This window comes from Spirillospora sp. NPDC048824 (genome assembly GCF_043198455.1).
Lineage (GTDB): Bacteria > Actinomycetota > Actinomycetes > Streptosporangiales > Streptosporangiaceae > Spirillospora.
Genome location: NZ_JBICUS010000002.1, coordinates 95,770 through 114,230 on the forward strand (window position 1 = coordinate 95,770; position 18,461 = coordinate 114,230).

13 protein-coding genes and 1 tRNA gene are annotated in these 18,461 nt (G+C 70.9%); 13 read left to right on the forward strand and 1 reads right to left on the reverse strand.

The annotated features are described in order from the left end of the window. The first annotated feature begins 33 nt into the window (after nt 1-33). From ACGFIS_RS03990 to ACGFIS_RS04050, 13 genes are all read left to right on the forward strand, one after another. Nucleotides 34-105 (forward strand) — tRNA-Gly (locus ACGFIS_RS03990). Nucleotides 106-107: 2 nt separating this feature from the next. After that, nucleotides 108-2,288: a transcriptional regulator gene (locus ACGFIS_RS03995; protein WP_392969396.1), complete on the forward strand. Its 2,181-nt coding sequence runs from the start codon at nt 108-110 to the stop codon at nt 2,286-2,288. Between the two features lie 112 nt (nt 2,289-2,400). Further along, a complete protein-coding gene (locus ACGFIS_RS04000) occupies nt 2,401-2,895 on the forward strand; it encodes a hypothetical protein (RefSeq protein WP_392900846.1) in 495 nt (164 codons plus the stop codon). Next, nucleotides 2,895-4,271 (forward strand): hypothetical protein, encoded by a 1,377-nt coding sequence (locus ACGFIS_RS04005; protein WP_392900843.1) that lies wholly within the window; start codon nt 2,895-2,897, stop codon nt 4,269-4,271. Before ACGFIS_RS04000 ends, ACGFIS_RS04005 begins: the two co-directional genes overlap by 1 nt. Further along, nucleotides 4,268-5,647, forward strand: coding sequence for a VWA domain-containing protein (locus ACGFIS_RS04010; RefSeq protein ID WP_392900840.1), 1,380 nt, complete (start codon nt 4,268-4,270; stop codon nt 5,645-5,647). The genes ACGFIS_RS04005 and ACGFIS_RS04010 overlap by 4 nt, the downstream gene beginning before the upstream one ends. Before the next feature lie 68 nt (nt 5,648-5,715). Next, nucleotides 5,716-6,837, forward strand: a complete 1,122-nt coding sequence (locus ACGFIS_RS04015) for an AAA family ATPase (protein WP_392900835.1) — start codon at nt 5,716-5,718, stop codon at nt 6,835-6,837. After that, on the forward strand, nt 6,786-9,677 hold the full coding sequence (locus tag ACGFIS_RS04020; RefSeq protein WP_392969399.1) for a DUF5682 family protein: 2,892 nt from the start codon (nt 6,786-6,788) through the stop codon (nt 9,675-9,677). The genes ACGFIS_RS04015 and ACGFIS_RS04020 overlap by 52 nt, the downstream gene beginning before the upstream one ends. A 233-nt stretch (nt 9,678-9,910) precedes the next feature. Beyond that, nucleotides 9,911-12,610, forward strand: a complete 2,700-nt coding sequence (locus tag ACGFIS_RS04025; RefSeq protein ID WP_392969402.1) for a PQQ-binding-like beta-propeller repeat protein — start codon at nt 9,911-9,913, stop codon at nt 12,608-12,610. A gap of 624 nt (nt 12,611-13,234) precedes the next feature. Next, nucleotides 13,235-13,723, forward strand: coding sequence for an ATP-binding protein (locus ACGFIS_RS04030; RefSeq protein WP_392900824.1), 489 nt, complete (start codon nt 13,235-13,237; stop codon nt 13,721-13,723). Beyond that, nucleotides 13,720-14,589: an SAM-dependent methyltransferase gene (locus ACGFIS_RS04035; protein WP_392900821.1), complete on the forward strand. Its 870-nt coding sequence runs from the start codon at nt 13,720-13,722 to the stop codon at nt 14,587-14,589. Before ACGFIS_RS04030 ends, ACGFIS_RS04035 begins: the two co-directional genes overlap by 4 nt. Before the next feature lie 141 nt (nt 14,590-14,730). Continuing rightward, nucleotides 14,731-15,777, forward strand: coding sequence for a hypothetical protein (locus tag ACGFIS_RS04040; RefSeq protein WP_392900817.1), 1,047 nt, complete (start codon nt 14,731-14,733; stop codon nt 15,775-15,777). 95 nt (nt 15,778-15,872) lie between these two features. After that, nucleotides 15,873-16,565 carry a class I SAM-dependent methyltransferase gene (locus tag ACGFIS_RS04045; protein ID WP_392969405.1) on the forward strand — a complete coding sequence of 231 codons (693 nt, stop codon included), beginning with the start codon at nt 15,873-15,875 and terminating at the stop codon, nt 16,563-16,565. A 60-nt stretch (nt 16,566-16,625) separates the two neighbouring features. After that, nucleotides 16,626-17,243, forward strand: coding sequence for a methyltransferase domain-containing protein (locus tag ACGFIS_RS04050; protein ID WP_392900811.1), 618 nt, complete (start codon nt 16,626-16,628; stop codon nt 17,241-17,243). Between the two features lie 71 nt (nt 17,244-17,314). Here ACGFIS_RS04050 and ACGFIS_RS04055 read toward each other — a convergent pair whose 3' ends face one another. Then, the gene (locus ACGFIS_RS04055; protein ID WP_392900808.1) at nt 17,315-18,133 is read right to left on the reverse strand and encodes an exodeoxyribonuclease III; all 819 of its coding nucleotides are present in this window, start codon (nt 18,131-18,133) and stop codon (nt 17,315-17,317) included. Between the last annotated feature and the right edge of the window lie 328 nt (nt 18,134-18,461).

The following is an 18,461-nucleotide window of genomic DNA, read 5'->3' on the forward strand; positions in this document are numbered from 1 at the left end:
GCGGGGACGGGTGGTCTTTAACGTGACTGCCGACAGCGTGTAGCTCAGCAGTAGAGCACCGGGCTTCCTACCCGGAGGGCGCGGGGGCGGAACCCGCCACGCTGGCTATGGACGAGAAGGTGCAGGCGAATCCGGGTTACGCCGCGGGCCAGATGGCCAAGGCGTTCGTCACGGCGCTGACCCATGAGGACCCGGAGACGCGGGTCCGGGCCGAGGAAAGGATGCGGCGCTGGGAGCGGGTCGCCTCCGGGATGAGGCGCGGGTCTCTGAACGTCGGGTCCAGGACGCCCGTCAAGGGCCTGCCGGCCTGGGCGACGCCCGAGGTCGTGCGGGGAGGGTTCGCCACGGGCGACGCGGCGGCCGGCGGGCCTCTGCTGGAGTACGAGGTGGAGGCTGCACAGCGCAGCGAACTCCCCGCTGAACGGCGTGAGCTGTTCATGTATCACCTGACCGACCGGGGCCTGGACGAGCTGTACACCATGCTCGACAGCGGGCGATATGACGTCGTCGTGCCCGAGGAGGCGGCGCTGCTCGTGGTGGCGTGGCTGCTGCGGGCAGGAGATCGGGACATGGCCCTGGGCGTCCTGGAGGCGATCGGGCCGTTCGCCGACCGGCTGCGGTTTCTGCCGCGTCCCGGGGAGGCCCCCGGCGATTCCTCCCTTGCGTGCCGCGAAACCATCGGGGACGTGAGGAGGCGGATGGCGGCCAAGCCGCCCAACACCGCCGTGGCCGCGATGAACGAGGCACTGGCGGTGTGGAATCCGTTCGGGGACGAACTGCTGGGGCATTGGCTTGAGACCGTCCGGGACGGGCGGGTCTTCGCCGATGAACCCGATGGCTGGCGGGAACGCGGTGCTGAACTGCTCGCGCGCTACAACGGTCTCGCCAAGGCGCACAGACTGTGCGGCAAGCATCGGCGTCCCAGGGAGAACCTCGCCATTCTGCGGACGTCCCTGGAGGAGGTCCTGGCCGGGCGGCCACCGTCCCGGCTGCTGAAGCACGCCGTCGACTCGATGGTCGCCAAGCGGGGCGCGCCTGGAGCGGCGGAGCACGTCGCTCTCCGCAACGGCCAGGCGGCCATCGCCGCGCGGCCGACACACCACGCGTTGGCACAGGTCGTGGCTGCGCGGCTGAGCAAGATGCCGCAGAACACCGGTGCGCCGTCCGTCGAGTCCTTCGTCGCACCCGTCGTCGACGGTGAGGCGCGGAGTGAGCTCCCCGAGTCGATGCGGCGCATCGTCGAGAACGCTCTGCAGGCACCGGTCAGCACGCTGGTCGAGCGCGGGATCGTCCCATCGGCGGAGGTCCTGGCGGAGCTGGTGCCTCAGCTTGTGGCATCGACGTCGGCGCTCTCCTACCCGGACCCCGCATTGCGGGCTTTGATGACGGCCACCTACCGGGCGTTCCGCAACCGCCGTTCGCTGCTGCTGTTGAATCTGGAGCATCAGGTACGGCTGAGTGAACTGCCGTGGGTCCAGGCGGTGGAGAAGTACCGCCGGACGGACCACGTCGCACAGAAGAACGCGCACACGGTGCTGGTGCAACTGGCCGAGCTGACCCTGCAGGGCTTCCCCGGAACCATCGTTCCGAACCCGATGGTCGGCGAACTCAGCACGCTGGCCCACCGGGCCGGTCTCAAGGTGCCGTTCGTCGAAGAACTGGCCGCCGACATCTTCATGGGCACGTTCTCACCGAAGTTTCTACGCGCGGCGCAGCTCGCGGGCGAGGTGCTGGAGGGCTCGGTCTACGAGCGTTACTACGGGATCGACTACGCGGCCGTCCGGACACTCGCGGCGGGGTTCGGCGAACTGTGCAGCGCGCGGGCCGGGGCGGCGACCGGGCGGTCGTGGGTCGCGGCCAATGGGACGGTGATCGAGCAGGCGCAGATCCTGACCACGCACAACCTGGCCGCGCTCGTCCATCCGATCGGGGTCGACCCCGCGGACGGGTGGGACGGTCTCGCCAGGCGCGCGTTCGGCGTCGCGTGCAAGCTCGTACGGCAGGTGCACGGGAATCCGCGTCCGCTCGCGACGGTCAAGGACGCCGCCTACGCGTGGCGTCAGGCCGTCTTCTTCCTGGCGCTTTGTGGGCTCAAGGACCAGATCGCTGTCATCGCGTGGATGCAGGCGGAACTGGACCGGCAAGCCCCGCATGTCGTCCGGCGGCTCGATCCGGTGCTCGCCGGGCTCCGGCATGTGCTCGTGGGCGGGAGCCTCGGCGACGGGTCGGCGGCGCCCGGCCGCCGGTTCCTCGGATGGACCACCGGAGAACACTGGATGACGTCCTGACCTGCGAATCCGCGAACGGCGGCGGAATGTCGGTGGGCGGTGGAAGGCTGTGCCGCACCTGACCGGTCCGGGTCGGGGTCGTGGTCGGCCGTACCGAGGTGCTGGAGGTCAATTGGACGCGGGCAATGCCGTGTGGGAGCGGCGGAGCGCGGTGCGCGTGGTGCCGCCTGTCCAGCCGCGCAAGCTGGCGAAGGTGCCGTTCGTCGAGATGGCGGACGGGCGGTTGCAGGGAGTCGTGTCGAGTGGTTCGGACATAGCGCGTGTGTACGTGTCGTCGGTCGCGTCCGGTTCCCACGGGTTCAGTTGCAGTACCAACAACAACCGGCCGTGCGGCGGGTTGTCGGGCTCGTATCCGTGCAAGCACCTGCAGGCGCTCGTCAAGGAGGCCGTCCTGCAGTACGGGGCAGAGCGGGTCGCCCGGTACCTGAAGGCCGAGGTGGACGAGGGCGGCGACCTCCTCGGCGCCCTGGACGGGCGGAAGGAGCAGGCGCCGGCGGCCGTGGTGTTCAGCCGCTTCCTCCGGCATCTGGCCTACCTGGAGTTGCCGTCGACGACGACACCTCTGGTCGAGATGCAGTGGTTCCCCGCCACGGGGGCGGTGCGCTGATGCTCGGAGTACAGCTCGGCGAGCTGACCGGCGCGACACCGCCGGGGGTGGACGAGGCCCTCGACGTCGTCGCAGGGTTCGATGAGGCGCTCGCGCACGGGTTCGGGCGGCTGGGCGAGGAGCAGGCCGCGGCGCTGACCGCGCTCGCCGGGGCGCTCGCCGGGTCCCCCCTGGGCGGTCCGGTGGCGGAGGCGGTCGGGAAGGTCGCCGCCGGGTCCGTCGCGGACACGCATCTGGTGACGCTGGCGGGGGCGCGCACCGCCGTGTTCGGCGCCGTCCACGACGCGCTGGCGGGGCATCTCGACGCGGCGCTCGGCCGGCCCCGAAGCGATTGGGACGACCCGGGCCCGGGCGCGGCCGAGGCCGAGAACCTGCTCAGCGGGTGCCGGTCCTGGCTCGGCGAGCTGGCCATCGCGGGCTGGCGCGGCGTCGACCACGACCTGGTGTCGGCGTCCGACCAGACGATCGAGGCGGCGCTGGCCGAGCCGCGGCTGCGGGGCCTGGGCGTCCTGCTGGACGGTCTCGCGGCCGAGCTCCGTGCGTCGTGCCCGGTGGCGACGATGGAGCGGCTGCCGGTGCGACGCTGGAGCGACCTGTGGGCCCGCGGGATGCTGCTGTCCCATCCGGGAACGCCCGGCCAGACGGCCGAGACCGTTTCGGGGCGGCTGCTCGTTCTGGGTGTGGACGTCCATGAGCACGCGACGGCCGTCCAAGTGCAGGTCCACGCGCTTCTCGAATCGGCGGGCGAGCGGCCCCGGATGGTGAGGGTCAGTGTGGGTGCGGCCAAGGTCGACACCATCGTGGGGCCGGCCGTGTGGCGGCTCCTCGGCGACCATCCCGTCCTCCTCGGTGCGCTGGCCGAGCAGCGGGCCCTGGACGTCCAGGACGTGCCCCTCATCGGCGGGAACCTGGTGTGGGACGACGGCCGCGCCAAGGCCGGCGACGTCGCCGATCCGTTCGCCACCGCCCGCGTCCAACTCGGTGAAGCGCTCGCGCCCGCCGTCCAGCCGCTCGACCGCCATCCCGTGCGGATCGCCGAGCCCGTCCTCCTGGAGGGCTACACGGTCAACGGCACGGCGCTCGAACTCGACGGCCGGCCCCTGGAGATCGACGTGGAACGGCTACCGTCGAGCGGTCCGCTGACGCCCGAGCTCGTCGCCGCGTCGTCGGCGTGCATCGGGCTCGTCCGGTGGGACGGCCGGTGGAGGGTGCAGCCCCTCGCCGTCCAGGCGACGGTCAAGAAGAAACCCGTCGAGGCGCACAACGGCGACTGGGCCCTCGGCCCCACCGACCCGAAGGTCGTGAAGGCGGAGGCACGCTCGGGTGACGCCGTGGCCGTGCTGCGTGAGCGGGCGGGGCGGTTGCTGCGGAAATGAGCATCCAGGACGCACAAGAAGCACACGAGATTCCGGAACGATCCGGCCAGAGCGCTGATGCGAACCGGCGGCAGGTCCTTTACTGGCGTCTCCTGGCGCGCGTGTTCGACGCGGAGGAACACCCGTCGCTGGAGTCGGCGAGCGTCGCGATCGTGGACGACCTGGACCTCCCTCCGGCGCTGCTCGACCCGGGCGTGTCGGTCGACAACCTCGTCCAGCGCTTCCCCGCCCTGGCCGCCGAATTCGAAGACCTGGCGAACCCCGCGGCGGACGCCGGCGCGGCAGACGCCGGGACGGCGGGCAGCGGCGCAGACAGTGGTGGCGCGGCCGGCGGCGGAGGCGAGGTGCGGCGGGCGGCGCTGATCTCGAAGCTGCTGCTCAACACGTTCCAGACCGGCAGCGGCAGCGTGACGGCGGGCCAGCTCGGGGCGTGGCAGAAGGACGCCGGCTGGCTGAAGCAGGCGCTCGGTGAGGAGGGCGCGGGCGAGGCGTCGGGCGTCCTGGCGGAACTGGAAGGTGATCTCGTCGGCCGGATGCGGCTCCGGGAAGTGCTGGCGGATCCGAAACTGGCGAGCCGGCTGACCCCGAGCATGTCGCTGATCGAGCAGCTGCTGCGGGACAAGGCGAACCTGTCGGGGGTCGCGCTCGCCAACGCCAAGTCGCTGATACGCAGGTACGTCGAAGAGGTCGCGGAGGTGCTGCGGACGCAGGTGCAGCAGACGAGCGCGGGCGTCGTCGACCGGTCCGTGCCGCCGAAGCGCGTGTTCCGCAACCTCGACCTGGATCGGACGATCTGGAAGAACCTCACGAACTGGAGCCCGGACGACGAGCGGCTCTACGTGGACAAGCTGTTCTACCGGCACACCGCCAAGCGCACCACGCCCGCGAAGCTGATCGTGGTCGTGGACCAGTCGGGGTCGATGGTCGACTCGATGGTGAACTGCACGATCCTCGCGTCCATCTTCGCGGGGCTGCCGAAGGTGGACGTCCATCTGATCGCCTTCGACACGCGCGCGGTCGACCTGACGCCGTGGGTGAACGACCCGTTCGAGGTGCTGCTGCGCACGAACCTCGGGGGCGGCAACGACGGCCCGGTCGCGATGCAGATGGCCCGGCCGAAGATCACCGACCCGCGCAACACGGTGATGGTGTGGATCTCCGACTTCTACGAGTTCGACCGATCGCAGGCGCTGTACGACGGGATCGAGGCGGTGCACCGGTCGGGCGTGAAGTTCATCCCGGTCGGCTCGGTGAACAGCTCCGGGAGGCAGATCGTCGAGCCGTGGTTCCGGCAGCGCTTCAAGAACCTGGGCACGCCCGTGATCTCCGGGAAGATCCAGAAGCTCGTGTTCGAGCTGAAGAACTTCCTCGCATAGCACTCTCCCCCAACCCCCATGGACCACGCTGCGGCCCATGCCGGCCGCGTGCTGAAAGGCAGGCGACGATGACCGATGAGATGCTCCGCGCCCCGGCCGAGACGAAGTACGCCGAGGAACTGGACTGGCTGGAGTCGATCGACGACGGGCCCAAGCCGTTCGCGTGGCGGCTCAGCCCGAAGATGGTGCGGCTGTTCGTGCTCGGGTCGGAGCGGTCGGACGGCCTGGACCGGGAGATTCCGCAGAAGTGGTTCGGTGACCGCAGCTTCGTCGAGCGCAGCATCGTGACGCTGGCGTCCGACCGGGGCCTGCTGCTGATCGGCGACCCGGGCACCGGGAAGAGCTGGCTCGCCGAGCTGCTGTCCGCCGCGATCTGCCGGAACTCGACGCTGGTCGTGCAGGGCACGGCGGGCACCACCGAGGATCACATCAAGTACTCGTGGAACGTCTCCATGGTGATCGCCAAGGGGCAGTCCCGGGCGTCGATGATCCCTTCGCCGATCATGACGGCGATGGAGTCGGGGGTGATCGGCCGGTTCGAGGAGCTGACCCGCTCGACCAGCGACGTGCAGGACGCGCTGATCTCGATCCTGTCGGAGAAGTACGTGTCGATCCCCGAGCTCGACGACGACAACATCGTGTTCGCCCAGCCCGGATTCTCGATCATCGCGACGGCCAACAGCCGGGACCGGGGCGTCAACGACCTGTCGTCGGCGCTGAAGCGGCGGTTCAACTTCGTCCGCATCCCGGTGGTGACGAACAAGCGCAGCGAGGCGGAGATCGTCCGGTTCCGCACGTCGGAGCTGCTCCGCCGGCATCAGATCGAGCTGGAGCTGCCGCCGACGCTGCTGGACGTCCTGCTGCAGAGCTTCGCCGACCTGCGCGCCGCGGCCGCGTCCGCCACGAGCGACGACGAGAAGCTCGAGTCGGCGCTGTCGACGGCCGAGCAGATCGGTGTTCTGGAGGACGCCATCCTGCACAGCCAGTTCTTCGGTGACCGGACACTGCGGCCGGAGACGCTCGGCAGCTCCCTCGTCGGGTCGCTGGCGCGCCGCACCCCCGAGGACCTCGCCATCCTGAACAAGTTCTGGCACGGCGTCATCGAGCCGCGCAGCAAGAAGGACGGGGAGGACGGGCCATGGCAGGGGTTCCTGGAGGGCGGCCGCGACGCGATCTCGACCCTGTCGTGAGCGAGCCGACCGCACCCGCGGGTGTCTTCGGGGAGCTTCGGGACCAGCTGACGGGCGCCGCGCACGCGTTCGGCGGGGACGCGGTGTCGACCATCCTTTCGGGGCTGGTGGACGACGTCGACCGGGCGCTGCGGGAGGAGCTGGAGATCTTCCCGGTGTGCCATCATTCGCCGGCGTCGGCGCTGGCGATGGCGCGGCGGCTGCACGACAAGCGGCCGTCCGTCATCTACCTGGAGTTGTGCGAGGATCTGGCGCCGCTCCTCAATGAGCTGCGGAACTGCCGGCTGCCGGTGGCGTTGCAGGCGTTCGCGACCGAGCTGGACGGTTTTCCGGCGGCGTGGTCGCCGCTCAGCGTCGTCGCTCCGGTCACCGAGGCTTCGGCGGAGTACCAGGCCATCTCCTACGCGCTCGACACCCCCGGGGTCGAGCTGGTTCTCGTCGACCGCTCCACCGACCACGTCTTCCAGTGGGACCGGCGCGAGGACACCGAGGACACCGAGGACACCGAGCACACCGAGGGCGACGCTGACGACGCCGGGAAGTCCGGCGGCGAGGCGGACGGCGAGGGGGCGCTGCACGGGGATTCCGTGGGCGTCGAGCTCGGTGACCTGCGTCCCCGGTTCGCCGAGCTGGAAGCGCATCTGCTGCATCACGGGAAGGTCCGGCACTGGTCGGAATGGTGGGACCAGTACGTCGAGCAGCCCCTCACCGGCGCCGGCTACGACACGTACCGGCAGGTCATGGTGCTGATCGGCAGCCTGTTCCGGCGGCTGCGGCCGAGCGGTGACAGGCGGCACGAGCTGGACGAGAACCGTGAGCGCTACATGTGGACGCGGATGCGCGAGCACCTGGCGGCGACCGGGACCGACCCGTCCGAATGCCTGTACGTCTGCGGGGCGTTCCATGCGGCCAGCCATGTCGAGCAGTTCGGGCTGGCGTCGGACGCGGAACCCTTCGAGATCACGCCCCGCACGTCCACACGCTGGCAGTACGGGCTGATCCCGTCCAGCCATTCGGCGATCGAGGCGCAGTTCGGGCTGGCGTCGGGTTCGGTGTCGATCGCGGCGGCGACGTGGGCGAAGGCCGTGAAACGGAGCGGCGTGAAGCCGTTCCGCCTCGACGGCCGGAAAGGCGCCGCGAAGCCGGCCGGGAGCAAGCAGCCGCCCAAGGGCCGCAAGCCGGTCGCCCCCGGCGAGGACCCGCCGGCCACGGACCGGCTGTCGGGGTTCCTGGCGAGCCCGCCCGCGCTGGACGACCTCGACGAGGCGGAGTTGCTCGGCTGGTGCGTCGACATCGTCCGGCTGGCGCGGCGCAACGGGTACATGGCGAGCACGGCCGACGCCATCGCCGTGTTCGAGACGTCCGTCCTGCTCGCGGGGATGCGGGGGCGGGCGCGCCCGACGCCGTACGACTTCCAGGACGCGGCGATCACCTGCATCGAGAAGGACGCGGTGCCGGGCCGCCGGGACGTGCGGCGGCTGTGCGAGATACTCCTCGGCGGCGACCGTATCGGCCAGGTCGGCTACGAGTCGCTGCCGCCGCTGGCCCGCGACGTCCTCGACCGGCTCGCTCCGCTGGGTCTCGACCTGGAGAAACGCACGATCCAGCGGGCCCTGCTCGATCTGAACGCCGACCCGCACCTGGTGCCGTGCTCGGAGCTGCTGTGGGTGCTGCGGCGGCTGCTGCCGGACGACACGGTCAGGCCGATCATGGGTTCGCGCAAGCTCGGCGAGCGGTCGATCCAGGAGAGCTGGGACCTCGCGATCGGCCGCAACCAGCGGGCGCTCGTCGAGCTGGGCTACGAGGGCGTCACCGTCGAGCAGGTGCTGGAGCAGCGGCTCCGCCGGGCGGTGTGGGATCCGAAGGCCACGGCCGCCATCGCGTTGCAGGCGGTCGAGGACGCCATCCTGTACCTGGGCGGACGCCGGTTCGTCGACGAGCTGGGCGCGCGGGCGGTGGAGCTGCTGGCCGCCGAACGGACCGTGGACGACGCGCCGGAGGTGCTGCGGCGGGTACGGCGGCTCCTGGCGCACTACCGGGCGACCGAGCCGGAACTGCCCGGTTGGTGCCAGTCGTTCGTCACGGCCGGGTACGCGCACTACTGCACGCTGCTGCCGACCGCGTTCCTGGACGAGGACACCGGTGTCCGGCAGGTCGCGGCGATGCTGGGCTTCCTGTTCGGGATGGAGAGCCTGGCCCTGTCGCTGGGCTGCGACCACGCCCAGCTCGAACTGGCCGTGAAGCAGTCGCATCCGGAGGCGCCGGCCAAGGTGGCGCTGCTGTGGGCGGCGATGTCGCAGCTCGGCCTGATGCCGCTCGCGGAGCTGCGGGAACGATGCGACGAGCTGCTGGCCAACCCGCTCGTCATCCCCGCGTTCCCGCACTACATGAGCGGGTTCGTCCAGGCGCTGGAGCCGGCGCCGACGCTGGCGCCGCTGGTGGTGGAGGTGATGTCGAAGGCGTTCGCGCGGCTGCCCGACTCCGTCCTGCTGCCGTGGCTGCCGCAGCTGATCACGACGCTGCGCAAGCATGCGCGGGAACTGGTCCCGGTGCTCGTCCGGGAGGCGGCGCGCACGTTCCCGGCCACGCTGGACGGTGTGGATTCGTGGGTGCCGCCGTGGGAGAGGTCCACCGCCGCACCGCCGGCGGCCCCCGCCGCGTCCGGCCCCGTCTCGGCCCTGCTGGCCGGGAACCCTGCCGCATGCGACGCGGTGGCGGCGCTGCTGGGCCTTCCCGCCGAGTGGGCCGCGTCCACCGGGCCTGGTGACGAGGAGGTGAACGCACTGCTCGGACGCCACCCCACGGCCGCCGACGCCGTGGCGGCACTGCTCACCGTCTGAACCGCCAAGCCCTCCTCGCCCTTCTCCCGCCGACCGAAGCCGGAGGGAAGGGCGGGGAGCGGCGGTAACGGCCGGTAACGGCCAAATCCGAGCAGGGCATGACGGAACCAGGTTCTCGGCGGGGGCATCCGATTCTGCGGCGGCCGGTCGATGGTTTCTGCGCACCCGCGTTCGCGGCAAGGCGGCGGCTACCGCTGTCCGTCGTCCGCCGTGCTCCCGTGGAAGGTGCCGCTTTGCCGCCAAAGCTTCTGAAGCCGCCGAAACTGCCGAAGCCATTGAAGCTGCCGAAGTCGACCAGGTCACGTGCTCTGGCGGCGGCGGGAGGGTTCCTCGCGGCTCTCCTACTGGTCTTCGGGGTGATCCGGGCATGCGGCGATGGCGGCTCGGACGCCGGGCCGCTTCCGCTGCCGGACGGGGAGAAGCAGCCGAAGGCGGTCTCGTTCAGCGACAAGGCGATGTGGAATGAGCACAGGCTCGGGATGTCCGAGGTCGCCGGTGTCGAACTGCGCGGTGATGTCGCGATCGTGGCCGGGGAGGTCGGTCTCGGTTCGGCGCGCCTAGCCGTCGTCGACGTCCGGACCGGGGCGCCGCGCTGGACCGTGGACGCCGGGTCCCCGCTGAGCAGCGGCGGCGGCGCCGTCGCCCGTCAAGGCAGCGGCTACCGGGCGAAGTACATGCGGAGCGTCACGGGAAACCCGGCCGTGTACGGCGAGGGTGACGACTGGACGGTCCTCGTCCAGTACACGGTGGGCCGGCAGAGGGATGAGACGGAGATCGGCGTGGCGGCCCTGTCGGGTGAGGACGGCGCCGTCCGGTGGAAGCATGCCCTCGTCCGGCCGCGTTCCGGTGCCAAGGGCGACGGCGACCGCGACCAGGAGACCCGGGTGCTCGCCGCAGATGCGCGGGTCGCCCTGGTGAGCGTGGAGGCGGAGGAGGGCGTCGATCCGAGGACCATCGCGCTGGACGCGGCGACGGGCCGGAAGCTGTGGGAGCACGAGGGCGGCTGGGCGTACCGCTTCGCCGGCGACCTGGTGCTCGGGAAGACGCGGGGTGACAGACCCCCGTCGGAGACGTGGGGGGACGAACGAAAGGGCGCGGACGTTTTCGCGCTGGACGTGAAAACCGGCAAGAAGCGGTGGGATCTGAGCGGGGCGTTCGACAGTTCCCATCTGGACGCGGTGGCCGGCGGTACGGCCGTCGTCAACGTGAGGAAGACGGATCCGATCGAGTTGTACCCGGACCTGCAGACGATCGTGCTCGACGCCGGCACCGGCCGCGAGATCCCCGCGGAGGGCGAAGGCGACGAGGGCGGCGGCGCGGCGCCGTACGAACGCCTTTTCGGCTGCGTCGATGACGGCCGGACCCTGATCGCGTGCCCGGGTTCCGACGGGCGGCTGGTGACGATCCGTTCCGGGCCGGGCGCGCAACGGTTCACCGCGGAGAGACCGCCGTTCGACGAGAGGACGACGCCCCACGTCGACATGGTCTGGCAGGACCGGATCTTCGTTCACGCATCGCCCGACGGGGACCGTCCCGCGCGGCGCGCCGTGGTCGACCGGGCGGGGAACCGGATCGGCTCCGCGCCGCCCGGCGAGGTCGCCGCGGTGTCGGAGAAGGCCATCGCGTTCCGGGCGCCCCGGCAAGGGTCGTCGTCCTCGTCCAGGGTGGACGGGCTCGTCGTCCACGCGGCGGCCGCCGGCGCGAAACCACCCGGGCCGCGGCCGGGAAGGCCGTCGTTGAAGCCGCCCCGGATCGACGCGGCACCGCTGTGGACGGGTCACACCACCGAGGCCCCCGCGCCCGCCTCGGCATCGAAGTCGGCGAAGGACACGGGCCTGAGGTCGGTGCAGAGCATCCGGCTGGCCGGCGACGCGATCGTCTACACCGGCCGGGATGCCGGGGACCGCGACCTCGGCAAGCTGGTCGTCGCGGATGCCGGGACCGGGAAGGTGCGGTGGTCCGTCCGGAAGGACGCGTCCCTCGGCGGCGGCGCCGAGGCGAACATCACCGGCGTCCCCCACATTGTCGACACGGGTGAGAAGCGGCTGGCACTCGTCGAGTACTCGGGGCCCGGTGACGAGGAGGGCGTCGCGGCGCTCTCCCTCAAGGACGGAAGCGTCCAGTGGAAGAAACGGACAACGGGCTCGGACAGCCACGCGATCCTGAGAGCGGCCGACGGCAAGACGTTCGCGGTCGACGTGTCGAGATACGGCGGTTCCGCGAACTCGGAAGAGATGATCGTCCACGCGACAGGGACGGGGAAGGAACTGTGGCGCAAGCGCGGGGTGGAGCCGGAGAGCGTCGGAGCCGGTCTCGTCCTCGCCGCCGAGCTCGGCCCCGTCGAGGACGGGCGGCGGGAGCGGCGCGACCTCATCGCGTACGGGGCCTCGGACGGTGAGCGGCGCTGGCGGCTCGGCGACCGGTACCGCGAGCCGGAACTGCTGCACGACGAGGGCGGCAGAACGATCGTCGTCGGAACCGAGGACGGCGGGGCCGTCCTCGACCGGGCCACCGGACGCGAACTGGCCAGGACCTCTACGCCCCTCGCCCGATGCGACGGGGACGGCGACACGCTCATCGTGTGCCGAGGGGGGCCGGACAGGCAGGGAAGGGATGCCGGTGACCGCGCGGTGACGATCCAGACCCGCGGCGGCGCCACGAAGATCAACGACCTGCTGGAGACGGGGTTCCTCACCCGCTACGGGGCGATCGGGGACTGGTTCGTCGCCGTCCGGCCGGCCAGGACCGGGGCCCGCACCGAGGCCGAGCGGTTCCTGCTTCTCGACGGGGAGGGCCGGTTGATCTCCGACGACTTGCCGGGAAGGCCCAGGGCGATCGGCGGCGGTTTCGCGGTCCTGACCTCGTCCAAGATCGTTTACGCGCTCGGCGGCAGCGGCGCGGCGACCTTCAGCGTCCACCGTGTCCGCGAGTGAGCGGGCGAGGATGAGGGTCCGGCACGGATCGCGGACCCGGCGTGGGCTCGGGCCAGGGCTCGGGAAGAATTCGCGCCGGTTCTTTCCGGTGCCCTGCGATCCGGGCGGGATGCGAGTCCGAAGTAATGGCCGGGCGAATTTCTTCGCGGCTTTCTCCGCGACGACCCACTTTTTAGTTTATCGGTCAACTTTCGAACCGCTGAACCGAGTCCGTCGTTCTGGATCGTTTCGCGCGCAGGATCCGGACGTGTTCCCCGTGTGCGCCGACGCTCTGCCGGACGGGTTCGCCGTGCTCCGCGTCCGCCGCACCGTGGGCCCGTCCGGCCCTGGATGGCCTGGTCAGGCGGGAGGTGATCGCCGCCCGCCGCCCACGCGACCCGAGGCGGCGGCGGCGCCGCGTGGTGGATCACCGACGGACGGTGATGGTGCGCAGCGTGGAGCAGGGCCCTTGCATCCGCGCAAGCATCGGTGACTGGCTCATGCGCGCTGCGTAAGAGTGTGTGTTGTCTCACTTCCACGTCCGAATTCGACCAGGCCGAAGAACACATGTTCGCTTACAGCCCGACACGGAGACGTGAAGCCGAAGCCGCCATGAATGCATCAGACGCGTGGTCCGGAGCACCGGTGCTCGTACCGGCGCACGCACCCTCGCTGGAACTCGGAACTCCGTCCGCCTGGAACAACGGCAAGTCGGCCGGGCGTCTCATCGGCGAGATCGACCTCGCCGCGACGCCGGCCGCCGTGCGGCTCGCCAGGTCCTATGTCAGGGAACTCATCGGGCAGCACTTCGGTGCCGACCGGTCCGAACTCGGCGACCTCGAACTGCTGACCAGCGAGGCCGTGACGAACTCGGTGCTGCACGCCAGGCCGCGCCGGGACGGGACCGTCACGCTGTCGGTCCTGCACATCGACCGGTACGTCCGGGTCGAGGTCACCGACGGGGGCGCCGCGCCGGGCCAGCCGCGCGGGGCAGAGGAGCCGCTGCCGGTGCACGGGCGCGGTCTAGTCCTGCTGAAGGCGCTCGCCACCGACTTCGGTACCAGCCGGGGCAGGAACGGGACGGCCACCTTCTGGTTCGGGGTGGGCGTCCGGGAAGGATGGCGGCTGCCGTGACGCCGGGGCCGACGCTGAACCTGACCCGGTGGACGGAACTCCTTCTTCCGCAGGACGAGGAGGAGACCTCCGGACGGTTCAGCGGGCCGGTCCCCAGCAACGCCCGCGTCTACAACTACTACCTCGGCGGCAAGGACAACTACGCCGCCGACCGCGAACTCGCCGAATGGGCACTGCGCAGGTGCCCGGTCGTGGCGCGGCTCGTCCAGGCGAACAGGGGCTTCCTGGACCACGCCGCGGCGGTACTCGCCGGGGAGGCCGGGCTGCGGCAGTTCGTGGACATCGGCTGCGGGCTGCCCATGTCCGGCGGCATGGGCGGCATGGGCGGCGGTGTCGCCGACATCGTCCGGCGGGCCGACCCGTCCTGCCGGGTCGCCTACGTCGACAACGACCCGATGGTGGTCGCGCACGCGCGGGCTCTGCTCGCCGTGGACGCGGCCACCGCCGCGTTCGAGGCGGACGTCCGTGACCCCGCCGCGCTGCTCGCCGACCCGGGGCTTCGGCGGCTGATCGACTTCACCGAGCCCGTCGGGGTCCTGCTGACCGGCGTGCTCGACGCCATCGCCGACGAGGACGACCCGCGCGGCATCGTGGACGCGCTGGTGGACGCCCTGCCGCCCGGCAGCCACGTGGTGATCACCCACACGGAGCGGACACCGGAGCTGGAACCGGTCGCCGGGCTGCCGCAGAACCCCGCCCTGCCGTTCTGGCCGCGGAGCCGGGACGCGATCATCGAGATCTGCGGGAGCCTGGAGACGGCGGCGCCCTACCCGGCCGCCCTGCCGCTTCCGCACGCCGTGCACACCACGGGCCCGGTGCCGCTGATCGGCTGCATCGGGCGCACGCCCGCCCGCGAACCGGGATGACGGCCCGCCATGCCCTCCGCACCGTCCGCGACGCTCGCCCCCCTCGGTGACGGGACGGACACATCCGCAGATCGTCCGCACCCGATACCCGGTGTTTCGCTACGATCGAAACGTCAACAAGTGCCACATCTAGGGCGAGTGATGACAGCGGACGGTGAGCCGAAGTCCCTCTCCGAGATCACCAAGGGCATGGGGCTCAACATGTCCGACGTGGCGGCCTTCTCCGGGCTGGACGAGAGCACGGTCTTCCGGCTGTGGGACAACCCCGAATGGCTCGACCGGGTCACCGGGCGGTCCCTTCAGAGCCTCATGTCGTCCGTCCCCGGAATCGCCGAGTACTCGATGGCGCACGCCGTCCGGAAAAGGCGCGACGGGCTCGTCGGCGACCTGCACGGCGAAGGGCTCACCGTCGACCTGACCGCCCTGGAGCGTTCGGACATCGCGCAGCAGTACCTGCTCAACGCCCTTGAGGCGGCGCTGCACATCGTGCGCGGCGAGGCGACGCAGAAGACCTCGTCCTTCATCGCCCGGTTCTGGGGACGCGACCAGGACCGCGCGCTCGAGACGCTCTACTCCACCCGGCCCGGCAGCGGCCTGCTGAAGGACCCGCAGGCGCTCTTCGACTCGTCGATCGACCTGGCCCCCCGGCTGAACCGCAAGACCTACTCGTTCCACTCGATCCTGGCGCTCAACATCCTCACGCACCAGGTCAGCAAGGTGACCGGGGCCCTGGAGGCCGACCTGGGCTTCGAGGTCCCGGGACGGCAGACCGCGTTCATGATGCGCGGCGTCGTCATGGGCTCCCTCATCAGTTCCAACGACATCGAGCTCGCGGAGAGGTACCGCAAGGAGCTCGACGCCACGCCCGTGTACGCGGCGCTGGAGGAATGGTCGTTCCCGACCTACACCAGAGACGGCCGTATCAGCAGCGACTTCACTTTGCCGAGCTCCCTGTCGCTGCGCAATACGGCCACCGAGGTGCTGCGCGAGATAGCGGTGTACAACGACGCCTACGTGTACTACCTGGTGTCGACGTACATCCCGCTGGCACTGAAACGGGATCCCGCGTTCGGGGGAAAGATCACCGAGCTCATCCAGGCGATCGAGCTGCGCGGGGCCGAATGCCAGGACCGAAGGATCAGACAGACCTGCAACACTCTGGTGCGGCGGCTCAAGGGCATCGCCTGAACCAGGTCTTGGAGAATGGGGAGCCGGTGGAGGACACGGCGCAAGCCATCGCGAATCTGACACGGGAGAGATGGGAGGCCAACGCACAGTACTGGGTGAAGATCATCCGAGAGCGCCGCGACCGGTACCGGACCGACCTCACCGACGGCGCCGTCCTCGACGCCGTCGGTTCCTGCGAGGGACTGCGCGTCCTGGACGCCGGCTGCGGCGAGGGATACCTGGCCCGCACGCTCGCCTCCCAGGGAGCCGATGTCACCGGCGTCGACGTCTCCCAAGGGCTGATCGACGCGGCCGCCGCGCATCCGTCCCCGGACGGAACGGCCACGTTCACCCGCGCCGGCGTCGAGGATCTGCCGTTCGAGGACGCCGCTTTCGACCTCGTCGTCTGCAACCACCTGTTCAGCCACCTGCAGGACCCGACCGGCGCGTTCGGCGAGTTCTCCCGGGTCCTGAAGAGCGGCGGACGCCTGGTCCTGCTGACGCTCCACCCGTGCTTCTACGTGGAGAACTCCGAGCAGGGCGCGATGAACAGCGTCCCGGCGTCGCAGTACTTCGCCTCCCGCGGGATCGACCAGCGGTTCCTGGTGGACGGCCTGGAATCCCCTTCGATGATCACATCGTGGCTCCGGCCGCTGGAGTTCTACGCTGGAACGCTCCGAGACTCCGGTTTCGTCATCGCGGACCTGCGCGAGCCGCACCCGACGGAACAGCAGATGCGGGACGACCCCTGGTGGCGCAAGGGCTTCCCGACGGCGCTGTTCATGCTCCTGATCGCGGAGCGCCGCTGAGCCGCCGGTGACGCGGCGTCACCCGGCGAACCTGCGAGAGCGTGCCTTATCGTCGTCCGCATGGACGACACGTCACCGGAGCCGGTGCCGCCGGACTCGGCGCCGCCGGATCTGGCCGGGCACCCGGACAGGCTGCGGTGGAACGCCAAGTACGGGGACGCTCCGGCGTTGTCGCCCGTCCATCCGCTGGCGGAGCGGGCGCTGTCGCTCGGCCTGCCGGACGGCGGGGTGCTCGATCTCGCGTCCGGCCCGTCCGGCAGTGCCCTGCTCGCCGCCGGGGCCGGCCGGGACGTCACCGCCGTGGACGTCTCCGAGGTCGCCCTCGAACGGCTCGGCGCGGAGGCACGGCGGCGCGGGCTCGCGTCGCTGATCACGCTCGTCCAGGCGGATCTGAGCGGCTGGCGGCCACCACCGCCCGGATACGCGCTGGTGCTGTGCACCGGGTTCTGGGACCGGGCCGTGTTCGGGCGCGCGGCCGGGGCGGTCCTGCCGGGCGGGCTGCTGGCCTGGGAGGCCTTCACCGAGGACGCCCGCCGCGACCGGCCCGGCCTGCCCGCCGAATGGTGCCTGGGGCCCGGAGAACCCGCCTCGCTCCTGCCGGACGGCTTCACCGTCCTCCAGCCCCCACCCACCTCGGCCACCGGCAAACGCGGTCTGCTCGCCCGCCTCGGCGCCTGAACACGGTCGCCTGAACACGGTCGCCTGAACACGATCGCCTGAACACGATCGCGCCTGCATGCGATCAGGCCTTAGTCGAGATCCACGACGACGGGGGCGTGGTCGGACGGGCCCTTCCCCTTGCGCGCCTCACGGTCGACGTAGGCGGAGCGGACACGCCCGGCGACGGCCTCGTTCGCGTAGAACAGGTCGATGCGCATGCCCATGTTCTTGTGGAACATTCCGGCCCGGTAGTCCCAGTACGTGTACGGGTGCGGTCCCTTCATGGGGGTCGGCACCACGTCGTGGAGGCCCAGATCCAGGAGGTCGGCGAGAGCCTGGCGTTCGGCCGGGGTGACGTGGGTGGAGTCGGCGAACACGGCCGGGTCCCACACGTCCTCGTCCGCGGGCGCCACGTTGTAGTCGCCGCACGCGGCCAGCGGCAGGCCCCGGGCCAGTTCGTCCGCCAGTGCCTCGCGGAGCGCCGCGAACCAGTCGAGTTTGTAGAGGTAGTGGGCGGAGCCGGGCGTGCGGCCGTTCGGCGCGTACAGGGACCACACCCGCACCCCGCCGCACGTCGCACCGATCGCGCGGGCCTCCGGCGTCAGCAGGACGGGCTCGGTCAGCTTCGTCTGGCTCTCCGCCTCCCCCTCGTACACGGGCTGTCCGGGAAAGCCGTTGGACACGTCCTCGATGCCGACCCTCGACAGGACGGCCACGCCGTTCCAGCGGCCGTCCCCGTGCGCCGCGGTGGCGTAGCCGAGTTCCTCCACTTCGGCGGCCGGGAACATGTCGGCGCGGCACTTGGTCTCCTGGAGGCACACGACGTCCGGCTCCGCCTCGTCCAGCCAGGACAGCAGACGCGGCAGGCGGGCCTTGACCGAGTTGACGTTCCATGTCGCGAGGCGCATCCCTCCAGATTGCCATTCGGCGGCGTTCACCGGTGCGGGCCGGGCGACGCGGCGGGCATCGGACGGCCGGTACATTGCAGGTGGGCCCGGTTACGCGCCGGACATTGTCACGCAGTGCCGCGTGACCGGTAGATTGCAGGTCGACCTGTCCCCCGCCAGACGGTGCCGCACAGGCCCGTGTGACCGGTGGATCGCGTCGGCCCGCCTTTCCGCAGGGCGCCACACCCGGCCGGATGACCGGTAGATTGCGGGTCGGCCTCCTTTGCGCGGTTTTCACGCTGTGCTTAGCCCGGCCCTGGAAGGGTGGTCACGTTCGTGATGTCGTCAA